At 63.3% G+C, this 13,633-nt stretch carries 14 protein-coding genes and 1 tRNA gene; 12 read left to right on the top strand and 3 right to left on the bottom strand.

All coding sequences use genetic code 11. The features are described 5' to 3' along the window. Nucleotides 1–10: 10 nt before the first annotated feature. Genes V1277_RS13030 through V1277_RS13040 form a run of 3 tightly spaced genes read left to right on the top strand, consistent with a single transcriptional unit; the run spans nt 11 to nt 3,176 of the window. Nucleotides 11–1,216, top strand: a complete 1,206-nt coding sequence (locus V1277_RS13030; protein ID WP_334416492.1) for an efflux RND transporter periplasmic adaptor subunit — start codon at nt 11–13, stop codon at nt 1,214–1,216. A 5-nt stretch (nt 1,217–1,221) separates the two neighbouring features. Beyond that, complete coding sequence (locus V1277_RS13035; protein WP_334416493.1) at nt 1,222–2,460, top strand: ABC transporter permease; 1,239 nt, start codon at nt 1,222–1,224, stop codon at nt 2,458–2,460. Then, nucleotides 2,457–3,176 (top strand): ABC transporter ATP-binding protein, encoded by a 720-nt coding sequence (locus tag V1277_RS13040; RefSeq protein WP_334416494.1) that lies wholly within the window; start codon nt 2,457–2,459, stop codon nt 3,174–3,176. The genes V1277_RS13035 and V1277_RS13040 overlap by 4 nt, the downstream gene beginning before the upstream one ends. 97 nt (nt 3,177–3,273) lie before the next feature. Here V1277_RS13040 and V1277_RS13045 read toward each other — a convergent pair. Both V1277_RS13045 and V1277_RS13050 read right to left on the bottom strand, forming a co-directional pair. After that, nucleotides 3,274–3,363 (bottom strand) — tRNA-Ser (locus V1277_RS13045). A gap of 308 nt (nt 3,364–3,671) precedes the next feature. Then, nucleotides 3,672–4,769, bottom strand: coding sequence for an ROK family protein (locus tag V1277_RS13050; protein ID WP_334416495.1), 1,098 nt, complete (start codon nt 4,767–4,769; stop codon nt 3,672–3,674). A 395-nt stretch (nt 4,770–5,164) separates the two neighbouring features. Here V1277_RS13050 and rplU point away from each other — a divergent pair, with 395 nt between their 5' ends. From rplU to V1277_RS13065, 3 genes are all read left to right on the top strand, one after another. Further along, nucleotides 5,165–5,545, top strand: coding sequence for a 50S ribosomal protein L21 (gene rplU, locus V1277_RS13055; RefSeq protein WP_334372008.1), 381 nt, complete (start codon nt 5,165–5,167; stop codon nt 5,543–5,545). A gap of 160 nt (nt 5,546–5,705) precedes the next feature. Continuing rightward, nucleotides 5,706–5,975, top strand: a complete 270-nt coding sequence (gene rpmA / locus V1277_RS13060) for a 50S ribosomal protein L27 (RefSeq protein ID WP_028348532.1) — start codon at nt 5,706–5,708, stop codon at nt 5,973–5,975. Between the two features lie 124 nt (nt 5,976–6,099). Next, a complete protein-coding gene (locus tag V1277_RS13065; protein ID WP_334416496.1) occupies nt 6,100–6,702 on the top strand; it encodes a GNAT family N-acetyltransferase in 603 nt (200 codons plus the stop codon). 177 nt (nt 6,703–6,879) lie between these two features. On the opposite strand, the gene V1277_RS13070 is transcribed toward V1277_RS13065, so the two are convergent. After that, the gene (locus V1277_RS13070) at nt 6,880–7,794 is read right to left on the bottom strand and encodes a DMT family transporter (RefSeq protein ID WP_334416497.1); all 915 of its coding nucleotides are present in this window, start codon (nt 7,792–7,794) and stop codon (nt 6,880–6,882) included. Nucleotides 7,795–8,007: 213 nt separating this feature from the next. Here V1277_RS13070 and V1277_RS13075 point away from each other — a divergent pair, with 213 nt between their 5' ends. The 6 genes from V1277_RS13075 to rsfS all read left to right on the top strand — a co-directional run bounded on the left by V1277_RS13075 (nt 8,008) and on the right by rsfS (nt 13,546). Beyond that, a complete protein-coding gene (locus V1277_RS13075; RefSeq protein ID WP_334416498.1) occupies nt 8,008–8,490 on the top strand; it encodes a MaoC family dehydratase in 483 nt (160 codons plus the stop codon). Between the two features lie 110 nt (nt 8,491–8,600). Continuing rightward, nucleotides 8,601–9,653, top strand: coding sequence for a GTPase ObgE (gene obgE, locus V1277_RS13080; protein ID WP_065744722.1), 1,053 nt, complete (start codon nt 8,601–8,603; stop codon nt 9,651–9,653). A gap of 90 nt (nt 9,654–9,743) precedes the next feature. Further along, a complete protein-coding gene (gene proB, locus V1277_RS13085; protein ID WP_334416499.1) occupies nt 9,744–10,886 on the top strand; it encodes a glutamate 5-kinase in 1,143 nt (380 codons plus the stop codon). A 117-nt stretch (nt 10,887–11,003) separates the two neighbouring features. Continuing rightward, nucleotides 11,004–12,296 carry a glutamate-5-semialdehyde dehydrogenase gene (locus V1277_RS13090; protein ID WP_334416500.1) on the top strand — a complete coding sequence of 431 codons (1,293 nt, stop codon included), beginning with the start codon at nt 11,004–11,006 and terminating at the stop codon, nt 12,294–12,296. 31 nt (nt 12,297–12,327) lie between these two features. Further along, nucleotides 12,328–12,960, top strand: coding sequence for a nicotinate-nucleotide adenylyltransferase (locus V1277_RS13095; protein ID WP_334371999.1), 633 nt, complete (start codon nt 12,328–12,330; stop codon nt 12,958–12,960). A 232-nt stretch (nt 12,961–13,192) separates the two neighbouring features. Next, on the top strand, nt 13,193–13,546 hold the full coding sequence (gene rsfS, locus V1277_RS13100) for a ribosome silencing factor (protein ID WP_057842615.1): 354 nt from the start codon (nt 13,193–13,195) through the stop codon (nt 13,544–13,546). The last annotated feature ends 87 nt before the right edge of the window (nt 13,547–13,633 follow it).

Genomic DNA, 13,633 nt, shown 5'->3' on the forward strand with positions numbered 1-13,633 from the left:
GGGACGCGCCATGAAATTGCAGCATCTGATCGCAACCGGCATTCTGGCCGTCGCCACCGCAGGGGCTGGCTATTACGCCTATCCCCATTTGCTTCGTGCACCGTTGGTGACCACCAGCATTGCGGGCCTCGCGCCGGTTTCCGAAGCGGTTTACGGAACCGGCACCGTCGAGCCCGAGCGCTGGGCCAAAGTGGTGCCGCTGCAGCGCCGCCGGCTGGTCGAGCTTTGTCGATGCGAGGGACAGGTCGTGAAGGCCGGCCAGGTCCTCGGCCGCCAGGACGATGCCGAGGAGCGCAGCGCGCTGGATCAGATGGAGATCAATCGCGGCCAGCTCGAACGCGATCTGGCGCGCGCCGAGAAGGATCGCGACAAGAGCGACGCCGCGCGCACCGATTACGAGCAGCGCTGGACCAAGCTCGAGGAAACGAAATCGCGGATCGCCGCGCAGAAGGTACGGCTCGATTCGCTGCTGCTGAGAGCTCCGCTCGACGGCATGGTCCTGCGGCGCGACGGCGAGGTTGGCGAGATCGCCGGCCCCACCGACGTCTTGTTCTGGGTCGGACCGCCTGCGCCGATGCAAGTCGTCGCCGAAATCAATGAGGAGGAGATCAACCGCATCGCAACCGGCCAGAAGGCTTTTCTGCGAAGCGAGGCTTTCCCCGGAAGGGCCCTGCGGGCCACGGTCTCCCAGATCACGCCGAAGGGCGACCCGACCCGCAAGACCTTCCGCGTTTATCTGCGGCTGCCAGAGGATACGCCGCTGCGAATTGGCATGTCGGCAGAGGTCAACATCATCTTCCGCGAGAAGCAGGCGGCCATCGTCGTGCCGGCAGAGGCCGTCGCAGCCGGTTCGGTTCAGATGGTCGATGACGGCCGCATCAAACGTGTGCCGGTGACGGTCGGCGTCCGCGGCAACCGCAACATCGAGATCCTCGGCGACATATCCAAGGGCACCCCTGTGCTTTCGCCCGCCCGCACGGACCTTGCCGACGGCGCCAGGATTCGCATCGACAGCAGTCCAGCCAAAGCTGTGGAGCCGGCGGCCACGAGTGAACCGACCGATCAGCCAGCCGCTACACCCGAATCTATCGCGGTCGCCTCGGCCACCACAGCTCCTTCGGATCCCGATGATGCGGTGATTTCGGCAGCCATGACCGCCCACATCGATTCCGTCGTCAACGACGCCCGTCGCAACCTCATCAGCAACAGCCGGTAAGTGCCGTGAAGCTTCTGTTCAACATCGCATGGACCCATGTCAGCGCCCGGGTACGCCAGACTCTGGTGGGTATGGCCGGCGTCGCCATGGGCGTCGGCTTCACCATCATGATGGCCGGCCTGATGCAGGGCTCGCAGATCGATTTCCTGCGCCAGCTCGTCGACACCATGCCGCACATCACGGTCGATGATGAACGGCGCTCCGTGCCGACGCAACCCGCCGAGCAGGAATATGCGGCGGTCCAAATGGCCGACATCGCCAATGTCGGCAAGCGTCCCGGCATCAAATATCCGGAATCGGTGATGAACTCGCTGCGCTCCTGGATACCCGGCGACGTGGCTCCCTCGGTGGGGACCAGTGCGATCATCGATCATGGCGGCGCCCGCATCGGCATCACCTTGACCGGCATCGACCCCCGCCGTGAGGTTCAGGTCTCGAAACTCGGATCGCAAATGCGCGAGGGAAAGCTCGACGATCTTTCACGCGCGCCGAACGGCATCATCGTCGGCGAGGCGCTCGCCGAAAAACTCGGCGTGAAAACCGGCAACACCGTCCTCCTGGTCGGCGGCCAGGGCACCCGACTGAATTCGACGGTGGCCGGGCTGTTTCGCTCCGGCTTGAAGCGCGTCGACGAGAGCCAGATCTATTCGCTGGCCGGGACGGCGCAGCTCATGATGGGGCAAAGCGGGGTCGTGAACCAGTTACGGCTGCGGCTGAACGATCCGATGTCGGCGCAAAAGGTCGCCGCCCAGGTCGAAGCGCAGACCGGTTACAGGTCGGTGTCCTGGCAGGAAGCCAATGCCGACTTGCTGTCGACCTTTACCGTGCGTGATTTCATCGTGCTCACGGTGATGGGCGCGATGCTGCTGACATCGTCCTTTGCCACCTACAACATCATCTCGACGATCACGCACGAGAAGCGTCAGGACATCGCGATCATGAAATCGCTGGGCATGCGCGAATATGCGGTGCGGCGGATCTTCATCATCGAATCCATCATTATCGGCGTGGTCGGCATCCTGTTCGGGTGGATCCTCGGTTACCTGCTCTGCTACGGTTGGTCGAAGATCACGATCTTCAATCCGCTGACCGGCACGACCGTTCCGCTGCAGATCTATTACTCTGCGATGCACTATGTGGTCGCCGGCGGCATTTCGCTGCTCTGCTGCGCAGGTGCGGCCTATTTCCCGGCACGCAAGGCAACGCGCGTGCATCCAGTCGACATCATCCGGGGGGCATCATGACCGAAGTCGCTTTGCAAGCAGTCGAGCTGGTTCGTCGCATCGAAGGTGTCGTTTCGCACACCCTCGTCAACGGCATTGATCTTGCCGTGAACAAGGGCGAATTCGTCGCCATTACCGGGCCTTCGGGATCGGGCAAATCGTCGCTGCTCTATCTCCTGGGCCTGCTCGATGCTCCCAGCGAAGGCGAGATCATGATCTGCGGCCAGCCGACCTCCAAATTGTCGGAGACGGAGCGAGCCGACGTTCGCCTGACCAAATGCGGTTTTGTATTCCAGTTTCATTTCCTGCTGCCGGAGTTCACCTCGCTCGACAATGTGCTGCTGCCGATGCGCGCAGCCGGCAGGATGACCGAAGGCGAGATGCGCGAGCGCGGCCTTGCGCTGCTGGGCTCGCTTGGGCTTGGCGAGCACGCCAACAAACGTCCCAACCAGCTCTCCGGCGGCCAGCGCCAGCGCGTCGCGATCGCCCGCGCGCTTGCCAACCGCCCCGAGATCATCGTCGCCGACGAGCCGACAGGCGCCCTCGACACAGCATCGACGGAACAGGTGTTTTCGATCCTCCGCGACATCGCCGACCAGGGCCAGACCGTGGTCGTGGTAACCCACGATCCAGCGCTCGCCGCCCGCGCCGACCGCCGCATCCATATCGTTGATGGCAAGGTCGCGGAGATCACGGGACGGGACGGAGGCGAGTTGGTTTGTGAGGCGGTGAGTTAGTCGGAAGCAGCCTACCGTGGCTCGCCGCGCCGAAGGTTGTCACCCATGTCTTAGGTACGACCTGTCACCTATGTGTCCGGGCCGGACAATTCACTGCTGGCGGAGAGGGAGGGATTCGAACCCCCGATAGGCTTGCACCTATGCCGCATTTCGAGTGCGGTGCATTCAACCACTCTGCCACCTCTCCAGGCGCCAAGGCGGGCCGGATTCGGCCCTGCGGTCGGGCCGTGTTCTAGGCGAGGAAGCCGGGGCAGACAAGGCGCGCGGCGGAGAAATTCGCCAAAAGCGGGCCGGGCGGCTGTTGGAAAAGAGGTGGGACCGCCAGACGCGACAAAAACTGGCGGTCCCGTGCCGCTGCTTTGAAATCCTGGCCGGGAAGTGCGGCTTCGCCGGTCAGCCGGAGCGACAAAATGACGGTAGCAACGGCTGCGGAAACGGCAACGCGATCCCGTTTTTAACCTAACCAGTCAACCTTACCTCCGGCGAAAACGATCACTACCGGCCTTTTTTCGCCTTCCTCTCGTCCTTGCCGTCGTCCTTCCGCCTGTTAGTGAAGCGCGCATTGCCGAGCCCGGTGCCGATGGTCAACACGCCCCAGCGCTCGACATCCTGCATGAAGGGAACTTCGGAAAGGCCCTGCACCACGCCGTCGTTGTGCATCAGCACGGCGGTGTCGTGCGTACCTATCTTGGGAATCGCCTCCACCAGGCTTGCCGGCAGATTGAACTTGCTGCTTTCCCAATTACCCGGCAGGTTCTGCGCGCCCTTCTCGATCGAGCCGTCCTCGTCAATGACGCCAGGGCACGCGATCCCGATAAAGGGCGCAAGTTTCAGGCCTTCCACTTCTGCCGCGGCAATCAGGTCCTTCAGCATCTTCACCAGCCGTTTCACCGCGCCTTCGCGCGTCGGCTCATCGTCGGCATGCCGCCACAGCTCGGACCTCCAGACGTCCGCCTTGGAGAGATCTGGCGCCTGCTTCCAGCGCGTTTCCACGATGCCGCAGCGGATGTTGGTGCCGCCGATATCGACCGCGAGGATGCTGTCGTGGCCCTCGAAGATCCAGGACGGCGCCAGATGCAGCGTGCCGATCAGGCCGGCGTCATCGGGATGAAAGCGGATCGGCAACAGATCGACTTCGAATTCTTCGCCCTTGAGGATGAGGTCGGTGCGGGCGATGGCTATCTCGCCGACCCGGCTCTGCCGGAAGCCGCCGCCGACCACGATGCGCTCGGTATCGGCCCAGGCCTTGGTCTTGAGGAAGCGGCGCGTCACATAGGCCAATTCCTGCGCGAACTCCTCGATCGCGCCGTGCACCAGCGCGGCGGCACCGACATCGTCGCCGACCAGCGCCTCGTCGAGTTCGCCCTTGGCGATCTCGTCGGCGGATTTCTTGCCCAAGGGATCGTCGCCGTTTTTCTTCAGCGGCCTGCGTAAGTCGTCCAGGATCTTGCGGAAGGCCCCCTTGCTGGCGCGGTCCCCGAGAAAGCCTTCGTCGTCCTTCAGTTCGACATTGAAACTATCGACCTCGACTGACGGCAGGCGGGTGGCGCCGTGGTGCGCGATGCCGGTATTCGTAACGATGTCTTCTGCCATTGCCCTTGCCCTGCCGGATCTCGCTGGCGACAACGGACGGGGAACCCGTTGGTTTCACAAGGAGCGAATGGCGAGTGGCAAATAGCGAATGGAGGTGGCAAGTAAGGCCCCCTTTACTCGCTATTCGCCACTCGCCATTCGCCTTTTCCCGGCCAAATCCTTCATTTTTGGCCGGTTTTCAGACCCTTTTGCCTTGACTCAGGGCATTCTCGGGCTATAAGTCCCCGCATCCGGCGCGGGATTTCTCGCGCCGCTTGTTTTTGCGCGAAATCTTAAGGGGATTGCTCCCCGGCCGCGCGAAAATCGTACCCATAACGACTGACCAAAAAGCCGACCCGGACAGCCCTATCGGGGAATACGTCCGAGGCCGGGATCGAACACGAAGGAAAAAAACGATGTTCGCAGTCATCAAAACCGGCGGCCGGCAGTACCGCGTCGTTCCGGATGATGTGCTCGAGATAGGCAAGATCGCCGGCGAAGTCGGCACGATCGTGCAGCTTGGTGAAGTTCTGGTGGTCGGCGGTGATACGCCGGTGCTGGGCGCGCCGACGGTGGCAGGCGCTTCCGTTGCAGCCGAAGTGCTGGACCACAAGCGCGGCCCCAAGGTGATCGCGTTCAAGAAGCGTCGCCGCAAGAATTCGCGCCGCAAGCGCGGCTATCGCGACGAGATCACGGTGCTTCGCATCACCGAGATACTGACCGATAGCGCCAAACCTTCGATCGGCCCGCGGCCGAAGAGGGAAAAGGTCGCCGCACCGGCTGCCAAGGACGACTAGGCGCCGAAGGCCGCCAAGAAGTAAGGCTCCGGCCAAGAAGCCGCGCGAACGGCTAGCGACCAGAAGTGATGCGCCTCGACGAAAGTTGAGGCGTGAGAAAAAGTGAAATGATTCCGTCAAGGAATTGATCTAGAAATATTCGAGAAATCGGAGACGGGCCATGGCTCACAAAAAAGCAGGCGGTTCATCGCGAAACGGACGCGATTCAGCGGGCAAGCGCCTTGGCATCAAGGCGTATGGCGGCGAACACGTGATTCCCGGCAACATTATCGCGCGTCAACGCGGCACCACCTGGCATCCCGGCCTTAATGTCGGCATGGGCACTGACCATACTCTGTTTGCCAAAGTCGAAGGTCATGTCGAATTCCGTGCAAAAGCCAATGGCCGCACCTTCGTATCGGTAGTTCCGATGACGGAGGCGGCCGAGTAGACGGTGGACAAAATTCGAGTCTGCCGGATCCTGTTGAACCGGCGGAGTCGAAATGGGCTCCAGGGGAGGCGGGAAACCGGCCTCCCCTTTTTAATTTGCGCATATTCGCAATCAGGAGCCCGACATGTTGCAGGACATCCCGATCCAGACCCCGACGCTGCGTCAGACGAGTAGCTGCGTCCTCGAGACCGAACGGCTGACGCTGCGCCGGCCGACGCTCGCGGACGTAAAAGCGATTGCGCATCTCGCCAATGATCGCCGCATTGCGGAAAACACCCGCCGCCTGCCGCATCCCTACCTGCCGGACCACGCGGTCGAGTTCGTGCGAGCGAATGCCACCGACAACAGCGAGACGGTGTTTCTGATCGAACACAACTATTCGCCGATCGGCATGGTCGGCATCGACCGCACTGACCCGGATGCACCGGAACTCGGCTACTGGCTTGGCGTCGCGCATTGGGGCCAGGGTTTTGGCACCGAAGCCGCACGCGCCGTGATCGATTTTTTCTTCGAGGAGTTCGATGCCGAACACCTCATTTCGGGTGCCCGCGTCGCCAACCCGGGCTCGCGAAACATCCTGGAGAAATGCGGCTTCCAGTGGAGCGGCGTCGAGTTGCACCGCTTCGAAGCGCTGGGATGCTCGACCCCGGTCGACCGCTTCCGCCTGACGCGCAGCGTGTGGGCATCGCTGAAGAACTGGGGAAGTTCGACGAGGAGAGAGCGGTAGTTCGTACCCTCCCCTGGAGGGGCAGGGTCGACTCACATGGAGCGCAGCGGAATGTGAGACGGGGTGGGGTGATCTCTCCACTCGGGCACTGTTGGGTGTGGAGAGACCGTCACCCCACCCCGCCGCTCATTTCATGAGCGGCGACCCTCCCCCTCCAGGGGAGGGTGAAGAAGGATCTCACGCCGGCGGATTGACCACCGCTTCTTCACGTCCGAGCTTCTGTTCTCGCAGGAAGATATAAATGCCCGCGCCGATGATGATGGCAGCGCCGATGAGGGTCGAGATTGACGGCACGTCGCCGAACACGACGAAGCCGAAGATCACCGCCCACACGATCATCGAATATTGATACGGCACCACGACGCTGGCCGGCGCAAGTTTCAGCGACCGGTTGATGCACAAGAGTGCAACGACGGAAACCACACCCGCCGCGGCAAACAGGCCGAGACTGCCGGCGCTCGGCGTCACCCAGCCGATCGGCGACATTAGCGCGCCGAGCAGGAACGTGCCGCCGAACTGCGTGGTCGTCAGGACGATATCCGGCGTCTCCCGCAGCGAGCGCGTGATCAGCATCAGGAACGCGAACGACAGGCTGCCGCCGAGTGCGATCATCGCCGGCCAGCTTACTGTTTGCGTGGACGGGCGCAGCGCAATCAGGACGCCGCAGAATCCGACCAGGATCGCGGTCCAGCGCCGCCAGCCGACCCGTTCGCCGAGCACGATGCCGGAAAGCGCGGTGACGAAAATCGGCGAGGCCAGATAATAGGTGATGACGTCGGCAAGGGGCAGATAGACGGTGGCGAGAAAGAACGCCGCGACTTCGAGCGTCGAGAGCGTCACGCGCAATAGCTGCAGCCACGGCCGCTCGAGGCGCGAGAACTCGGCGCGCTGCTTCCAGATCACCGGCAACAGCACCAGCAGCGCCGCGCAGGCGCGCAGCCACAGCAACTGCCCGACCGAATAGGTCGCGACCATGAATTTCCCAAGCGCATCGCCGAACGAGAACATGAAGATTGACAGCAGCATCAATCCAATGCCGGCCAGGCGCGCGGAGCGCTCGTCATAGGTCGAGATTTTGCCGAACAGGCTCATGACGTTTCCTGCTTGTTGCTCTTCGTCATGGCCAGCGCGTCCGGCCATCCACTTTTTGTGCTAGCCACGTTGTAGAGACGTGGATGCCCGGGGACCTTTAGCGCGAAGACGCGCTTCGCGCTATTGCCCGGGTATGACCAATTGAGACGGCTCGATTGCCGCAGCCACAGCGCTGCGATACCGGTATCGCTCCAAAATCGGCAGGAAACCGAGATGACCGAGTTCGACCCCGCCCAGCATCGCATGGTGAGCGAACAGCGCTGGTTCGAGGATTTTGTGCTCGGCGAACGCTTCGTGATTCCGAGCCGGACGCAAACCTCGGCGGTGTTCGCAGCGTTCCAGACCGCGAGCGGCGATACCCATCCGATCCACTATGATGTCGAATATTGCCGCGCCCGCGGCATGCCGGACCTGCTCGCGCATGGCTTCCAAACCCTGGTCCACACCGCGCCGGGTGCAGGCCTGTTTCCCTATCTCGTCGAGGAATCGCTGGTCGGCTTCCTTGAGCAATCGAGCAAGTTCCTGAAACCGGTCTATGCCGGCGACACCCTTTATCCGGCGCTCGAAGTGATCGAACTCGTCCCCGGCCGCACCACCGGCGTCGTGACGCTGCGCTCGACGGTGTTCAACCAGCGCAAGGAGCTCGTGCTGGAAGGAACGCAGAAATTCCTGGTTCGCCGGCGACCGGCCTCATAGGAGGCCGTGGCTTCCGGTTCCGAAAAAGGCCCGAAAATTAAGGCTTTTCGCCGATGTTGCGAGTCTTGAGGGTTGCCGCACGGGAGCCCCTGCCCTAACTAGTACAAATCATGAAATTCCTTGACGAGGCAAAGGTCTATATCCGCTCCGGCGACGGCGGCAACGGCTGCGTGGCGTTCCGCCGCGAGAAGTTCATCGAGTTCGGCGGGCCCTCCGGCGGCAATGGCGGCCGCGGCGGCGACGTCATCGTCGAGGTGGTCGATGGGCTGAACACGCTGATCGACTATCGCTACCAGCAGCACTTCAAGGCGCAGAAGGGCACCAATGGCATGGGCAAGGACCGCCATGGCGCCAACGGCAAACCGATCGTGCTCAAGGTGCCGGTCGGCACGCAGATATTCGACGAGGACCGCGAGACGCTGATCCACGACTTCACCGAGCTCGGCGAAAAATTCGTGCTTGCCGAAGGCGGCAATGGCGGTTTTGGCAACGCGCATTTCAAATCCTCCACCAACCGTGCCCCGCGCAACGCCAATCCCGGCCAGGAAGGCGAGGAGCGCTGGATCTGGCTGCGGCTGAAACTGATTGCGGACGCCGGCCTCGTCGGCCTGCCCAATGCCGGCAAGTCGACCTTCCTTTCCGTCGTCAGCGCGGCCAAGCCGAAGATCGCCGACTATCCCTTCACCACGCTGCATCCGCAGCTCGGCGTCGTGAACGCGCAGGGCCGCGAATTCGTGCTCGCCGACATTCCCGGCCTGATCGAGGGCGCGCATGAAGGCGCCGGCCTCGGCGACCGCTTCCTCGGCCATGTCGAGCGCTGCCGCGTGCTGCTGCATTTGATCGACGCGACCTGCGAACACGCCGGCAAGGCCTACAAGACGGTGCGGACCGAGCTCGAGGCTTATGAGGGGCATCTCGCCGAGAAGATCGAGATCGTCGCGCTCAACAAGATCGACGCCGTCGCGCCGGATGAACTGAAGAAGCAGAAAGACCGGCTGAAACGCGCGGCGAAGAAGACGCCGCTGTTGCTCTCCGCCGCCACCGGCGAAGGCGTGCCGGAAGCGCTGAAAGCGCTGGTCGAAGTCATCGGCGAGGCCCCGGTTTCCCTGAAGGCCAAGGGCGGTCAGGACCCGTGGGCGCCGGTCCCGCCGCCGCAGGGCTGATACAAAGTTAGCCTTCCGGCGGCCGCGCCACTTCCAAATCAGGGGACTGGCGCGTATTGCTTCCGACCATCCGCATCAGCCGACCGCATCATGAAACGTCCCGCGCTCAAAAACTTCCGCCGCATCGTCGTCAAGGTCGGCTCCTCGCTGCTGATCGACTCCAATGCTGGCGAAGTCCGTTCGGCATGGCTGTCGGCGCTGGCCGCCGATATCGCCAAGCTGCACGGCGAAGGCCGCGATGTTCTGGTGGTCTCATCGGGCTCGATCGCGCTCGGACGCAGCCGATTGAAACTTCCGCGTGGCCCGCTGAAGCTGGAAGAAAGCCAGGGCGCTGCCGCCGTCGGGCAGATCGCGCTGGCGCGGATATGGTCGGAAGTGCTCGGCGCTCATGGCATCGGCGCCGGGCAGATCCTGGTAACGCTGCAGGACACCGAGGAGCGCCGCCGTTATCTGAACGCACGCTCCACCATCGCCAAACTGCTGGAGTGGCGTGCAGTACCCGTGATCAACGAGAACGACACGGTCGCCACCAACGAGATCCGCTATGGCGACAATGATCGTCTTGCCGCACGCGTCGCCACCATGACGAGCGCCGATCTGCTGGTTCTGTTGTCCGACATCGACGGCCTCTATGACGCGCCGCCCGGCGCCAATCCCAACGCAAAGCTGATTCCGATTGTCGAGTCCGTCACCTCGGAGATCGAGGGCATGGCGGGCGCCGCCGAATCCGAACTGTCGCGCGGCGGCATGTTCACCAAGATCGAGGCGGCGAAAATCGCGACGACATCAGGAACGCATATGCTGATCGCGTCGGGCAAGATCGAGCATCCGTTGCAGGCGATATCAGATGGCGGCCGCTGCACATGGTTCCTAACACCCGCCAATCCCATCACCGCGCGAAAACGCTGGATCGCGGGCTCGCTGGAGCCGAAGGGCACGCTGACCATCGACGCCGGCGCGGTCGCCGCCTTGCGTGCGGGAAAGAGTTTGCTGCCGGCCGGCGTGATCCGGATCGACGGCCAGTTCGCCCGCGGCGATGCGGTGGTGGTGCGCGGCCCTGATACCCACGAGATCGGCCGCGGCCTCGTCGCCTACGACGCCGAGGATGCGGAGAAGATCAAGGGCCGTTCTTCACCGGATGTGATGGCGATCCTTGGCATCAGCGGCCGCGCGGAGATGATCCACCGCGATGATCTGGTGGTGGGCCCGGCCGGGGCAATTCCGGCGAAGTAGGCCATTGGCCGAGTGGCCGTTTGCCGGTACCGGCAGCCAGCCATGCCGGTTCCGGACCTCGCAAAAGCGGGATTTTCGTGCTAGGCCATGGGCTTAATTCTTACCCTGGGACCTCCGATGACTGCCCCTCTCAAGGCTATCGACGGTAACGCCGATCTGCCCGCTTTGATGACCGACCTCGCCTCCCATGCGCGCGAAGCCGCGCGGATGCTGGCGCTGGCGCCGCCGGAGCAGAAGGACCGGGCGCTGGAGGCGATCGAGCGGGCGATTCGCGCCAACGCGGCAAAGATCCTCGCGGCCAATGCCGAGGACGTCGCAGACGTCCGCGCCACAGGCGCGACCTCCGCCTTCATCGACCGCCTGACGCTGACACCTGCCCGCATCGACGCGATGGCCGATGGCGTTGCGACCGTGCGCGGCATCCCCGATCCGGTCGGCGCGGTCACCGAACGCTGGCAGCGGCCGAACGGTATGACCATCGAGCGCGTGCGCGTGCCGCTCGGCGTGATCGGCGTGATCTTCGAGAGCCGCCCCAATGTCGCGGCCGACGCCGGCGTGCTGTGCCTGAAGTCCGGCAATGCGGTGATCCTGCGCGGCGGCTCCGACAGCTTCCGCTCCTGCCGGGCGATTCACGAAGCCCTGGTACAGGGCCTGCGCGAGGCCGGCCTGCCGGAAGCCGCGATTACGCTGGTGCCGACGCGCGACCGCGCGGCGGTCGGGCTGATGCTGTCAGGCCTCAACGGCGGCATCGACGTCATCGTGCCGCGCGGCGGCAAGAGCCTGGTGGCGCGGGTTGAAGCGGAAGCGCGTGTGCCGGTGTTTGCGCATCTCGAAGGCGTCAACCACGTCTATGTCGACCGCACCGCCAAGCTCGATATGGCCAGGTCGATCGTGTTGAACGCCAAGATGCGCCGGACCGGCGTCTGCGGCGCCGCCGAGACGCTGCTGGTCGATCGCGCGGGCGCCGCCGCCAATCTGAAGCCGTTGATCGAGATGCTGATCGAATCCGGCTGCGAGGTGCGCGGCGACGACGCCGTGCAGAAAATCGACGCGCGGGTGAAGCCGGCATCCGACGATGACTGGGATACCGAATATCTCGACGCCATCATCGCCGCGCGGGTCGTCGACGGCGTTGACGGGGCCATCACGCACATCCGGAATCACGGCTCGCGCCACACCGATGCGATCGTGGCCGAGGATGCCAAAGCGGCCGAGAAATTCCTCAGAGAGGTCGATTCGGCGATCGTGCTGCATAACGCTTCGACGCAGTTCGCCGACGGCGGCGAGTTCGGCTTCGGCGCGGAGATCGGGATTGCCACCGGCAAATTCCACGCCCGCGGGCCGGTCGGAGCCGAGCAACTGACCAGCTTCAAATACCGCGTTCACGGCACCGGGCAGACGCGGCCGTGAACGCAAGCCCGCGCCCGCGGTGACCCGCCCGATGAAATTGCAATCCGCTGCGCAAGCCATTCCCTTCCATACCAATGGCATGCGCGTCGGCCTGCTCGGCGGCTCATTCAATCCGCCGCACGCGGCGCATCGCGCCATCAGCCTGTTTGCGCTGAAGCGCTTGAAGCTCGATCGCGTGTGGTGGCTGCTGACCCCCGGTAATCCGCTCAAGGATACCGGCCGGTTGCACGGCCTTGGCGAACGGGCGCGTGCCGCGCGCGACGTCGCCGACGATCCGCGCATCGATATCAGTTGTCTCGAAGCTGTCATCGGCACCAGGTACACTGTCGACACGATCATTCATTTGCGCCGCCGCGTTTCCGGCGTGCGCTTCGTCTGGATCATGGGCGCCGACAATCTCGCGCAGTTCCATCGCTGGAAGGATTGGCGGCGCATCGCTGCCGAGGTGCCGCTCGCCGTGATCGATCGTCCGCCGCAGAGTTTCCGGGCGCTCGCTGCGCCGGCTGCCCAGGCGCTGGCGCGGTATAGGTTGCCCGAGAATCAGGCGGCCCGGCTGGCCGATCAGCAGGCGCCAGCCTGGGTTTTCCTCACCGGCATGAAATTGAACCTGTCGTCGACGGGCCTGCGGAACTCCGACGGGAGCTGGAAGGCAAAAAAGAAGTGACAGTTCGGTCTGAACCGGCGGGTGGGGTCACTGGAATATTGAAACCATTAACCCCACATGCCTAATATGGTCCGCGGACGTTAAGGATTCGGCGTTCGCGATACAGTGAAAGGAATGGTCCCTGGCCACATCTGTATTGTCCAAGTCCAAGTCTGTTTTACCCAAGGCAACTAGCAAGACTTCTGGCAAGTCCGCCAAGACCGCGGGTAAAACATCGACACAAGCTGCGGCCTTGAAGGCGCAACCCGACGCCGACAAGACGCTGAATATGATCCTCTCCCGCCTCGACGATATGAAGGCGGAAGAAACGATCACCATCGACCTTCGCGGCAAATCCGCCTTTTCCGACTACATGATCGTCACGTCAGGCCGGGCCAACCGGCATGTCGGCGCGATCGCGGAAAACGTCACGAAAGCCCTGAAGGAAACCGGCATCAAGAACATCCATGTCGAGGGCTTGCCCAATTGCGACTGGGTGCTGATCGATTCCGGCGATGTGGTCGTGCACGTGTTCAGACCCGAAGTGCGCGAATTCTACAATCTTGAAAGGTTGTGGACGCAAAACCCGGCGGCGGCAGCGATCTGAAACCTCGGCCGATGCGAATCGGCTAAGGCGCATGTAGTTTGCCAGCGCGCGCGAAAAGCGCGCGTGCAGGAAAGTGCACGCTAGAAA

The organism is Bradyrhizobium sp. AZCC 1588 (genome assembly GCF_036924735.1).
Taxonomy (GTDB): Bacteria; Pseudomonadota; Alphaproteobacteria; order Rhizobiales; family Xanthobacteraceae; genus Bradyrhizobium.

Excerpts from the sequence above, each read along its gene's own strand:
- obgE (WP_065744722.1), top strand. The coding sequence starts at position 8,601 with ATGAAATTCCTTGACGAGGCAAAGGTCTATATCCGCTCCGGCGACGGC.
- V1277_RS13090 (WP_334416500.1), top strand. The coding sequence starts at position 11,004 with ATGACTGCCCCTCTCAAGGCTATCGACGGTAACGCCGATCTGCCCGCT.
- V1277_RS13065 (WP_334416496.1), top strand. The coding sequence starts at position 6,100 with ATGTTGCAGGACATCCCGATCCAGACCCCGACGCTGCGTCAGACGAGT.
- rplU (WP_334372008.1), top strand. The coding sequence starts at position 5,165 with ATGTTCGCAGTCATCAAAACCGGCGGCCGGCAGTACCGCGTCGTTCCG.
- V1277_RS13040 (WP_334416494.1), top strand. The coding sequence starts at position 2,457 with ATGACCGAAGTCGCTTTGCAAGCAGTCGAGCTGGTTCGTCGCATCGAA.
- V1277_RS13030 (WP_334416492.1), top strand. The coding sequence starts at position 11 with ATGAAATTGCAGCATCTGATCGCAACCGGCATTCTGGCCGTCGCCACC.
- V1277_RS13075 (WP_334416498.1), top strand. The coding sequence starts at position 8,008 with ATGACCGAGTTCGACCCCGCCCAGCATCGCATGGTGAGCGAACAGCGC.
- V1277_RS13050 (WP_334416495.1), bottom strand. The coding sequence starts at position 4,769 with ATGGCAGAAGACATCGTTACGAATACCGGCATCGCGCACCACGGCGCC.
- proB (WP_334416499.1), top strand. The coding sequence starts at position 9,744 with ATGAAACGTCCCGCGCTCAAAAACTTCCGCCGCATCGTCGTCAAGGTC.
- V1277_RS13095 (WP_334371999.1), top strand. The coding sequence starts at position 12,328 with ATGAAATTGCAATCCGCTGCGCAAGCCATTCCCTTCCATACCAATGGC.
- rpmA (WP_028348532.1), top strand. The coding sequence starts at position 5,706 with ATGGCTCACAAAAAAGCAGGCGGTTCATCGCGAAACGGACGCGATTCA.
- V1277_RS13070 (WP_334416497.1), bottom strand. The coding sequence starts at position 7,794 with ATGAGCCTGTTCGGCAAAATCTCGACCTATGACGAGCGCTCCGCGCGC.